Below are 1403 nucleotides of genomic sequence, written 5' to 3'. Positions count from 1 at the left end.
GAGTGGATCGGTGAGGGTTGAAATCTTCCGCTCCGGCGGCTTCGCGGGCCTCACCCGGACCTGGAGCATCGAGGTGAGCCGTACCGAGGCGGAGGAGCGCTGGGTGCCGCTGGTGGAGGAAGCCGCCCATCGGGATGAGAACCTGATGGATCACTCCGACGACGCCGCGACACCCGACACCCCGCGGGACCGCTTCGTCTACCGGATCGTCATCGGGTACCACGAGGCGACCCTCCCCGAAAGCCGCTTCGGAGAGCCGTTGAGGGAACTGCTGGACCGCGCCAAAGCGGAAGCCCCCGGGTCGGCCGCCGCGTCCCGCCGGGAGGAGGAGGGGCCCACAGCACCCTGAACCTGTTGTAGGGTTATGGAGCGGTTTCAACTGCCGTGCGGGCGTAGCTCAATGGTAGAGCGCTAGCTTCCCAAGCTCGATACGCGGGTTCGATTCCCGTCGCCCGCTCCACGCATCTCCACTGCTTCTCCGCGCGACCCATCAGCTCGGCACAGTTGTCGAAGCACAAGCTGTCGAATGGCGACCATAGAGCCCGCAACGGTACACCAGCGTCCGTCCTGCACGTGCGCAGCCACTTCGTAAGGGTACTGCCTAGCGAATTCTGCTGCTTAGGCATAGGGTCAAAAAACGAAGGTTGCTTAGGCCGGCGTCCCGCTTCGGGGTGTCGGCCGAGCCGGCTACAAAGATGTGGAGGCCCGGTAGGAATGCCGATCAGTCAAAGAAATCGCACTTCCGCCCGACCGCGGCCGCAGCTGGCCGCCGTCGCGTCTGTCCTGATGGGAACCCTGCTGGTCAGCGGCTGTGGACCGGCCGAAAGCGACAACACCCTGACCTGGTATATCAACCCCGATGCTGGAGGCCAGGCCGCGATCGCGGAACGGTGTACCCAGGAGTCGGGCGGCGCTTACCGCATCGAAACGTCGCTGTTGCCCAGTGACGCAGCCTCCCAGCGTGAGCAGCTCGCGCGGAGGCTCGCAGCAGGGGATGCATCGCTCGACATCATGAGCCTCGACCCTCCATTCGTTCCGGAGCTTGCAGGATTCCTGGCACCCGTGCCCGACGGTGTCGCTGAGCGGACCACCGAGAACGTCGTGCAGGGCGCCCTGGATGGTGCCACCTGGAAGGGCGAGCTCGTCACCGTGCCGTTCTGGGCCAACACGCAGATTCTCTGGTACCGCGAGTCGGTAGCCGAGGCAGCGGGGCTGGACATGACCCAGCTTGTGACCTGGGATCAGCTGATCGAGGCTGCCGCAGCACAGGACAAGGAACTGGGTGTCCAGGGAGCGCAGGCCGAGTCGATGACGGTATGGGTAAATGCTCTCATCGAGTCAGCGGGCGGATCCATTGTCACCAATCCGGAGGCTCCCGCCGATGAGCTGGAGCTGGGGCTCGT

At 64.9% G+C, this 1403-nt stretch carries 2 protein-coding genes and 1 tRNA gene; all 3 read left to right on the top strand.

The genetic code is table 11. From position 1 onward, the window contains the following. A partial coding sequence (locus Y705_RS17755) for a protealysin inhibitor emfourin (protein WP_216698750.1) occupies positions 1–349 on the top strand: 349 nt, incomplete at its 5' end. A 37-nt stretch (positions 350–386) separates the two neighbouring features. Continuing rightward, positions 387–460: transfer RNA gene (locus tag Y705_RS0105845), tRNA-Gly, on the top strand. A 326-nt stretch (positions 461–786) separates the two neighbouring features. Beyond that, a partial coding sequence (locus Y705_RS21125; protein WP_253908506.1) for an extracellular solute-binding protein occupies positions 787–1403 on the top strand: 617 nt, incomplete at its 3' end.

Source organism: Arthrobacter sp. H41 (genome assembly GCF_000520535.1).
Taxonomy (GTDB): domain Bacteria; phylum Actinomycetota; class Actinomycetes; order Actinomycetales; family Micrococcaceae; genus Arthrobacter_D.
Note: the sequence above shows the minus strand (reverse complement) of the source record. Positions and strands in the feature narration are given on the sequence as shown.